Origin of the sequence: Xenorhabdus bovienii, from assembly GCF_024721015.1 — a bacterium.
Lineage (GTDB): Bacteria > Pseudomonadota > Gammaproteobacteria > Enterobacterales > Enterobacteriaceae > Xenorhabdus > Xenorhabdus bovienii.
In genome coordinates this window covers 1-293 of record NZ_JANAIF010000389.1, presented here as the reverse complement: position 1 = coordinate 293, position 293 = coordinate 1, and the positions used below count along the sequence as shown (strand labels likewise).

The window sequence follows — 293 nt, the reverse complement described above, 5'->3', positions numbered from 1 at the left end:
CAAGAAGATGGCGATGAACGGGGCGCGAAAAAGTACCGCTTTGAATGCCGGCACATGAACCGGGGCGGCGCAGTGGGCTATATCGCGAAATACATCGCCAAGAATATTGACGGTTACGCCCTGGATGGCCTGATCGATAAGGAAACCGGTAAGCCGTTGAAAGATGCCGCCTCCGCCGTGACAGCGTGGGCGTCAACATGGCGTATCCCGCAATTCCATTTCTATAACCTGCCCTCTAAAGGGGCGTATCGCGAGTGCCGCCGCCTGCGCAGTATCAGTATTGCTGACCAGAT

Annotated in this window: 1 protein-coding gene; it reads left to right on the top strand. The window is 56.0% G+C overall.

Annotated features, from left to right (window positions below):
• Window positions 1-293, top strand: a 293-nt coding sequence (locus NXS07_RS21145; protein WP_258087650.1) for a replication endonuclease, incomplete at both ends; no start/stop codon positions are given.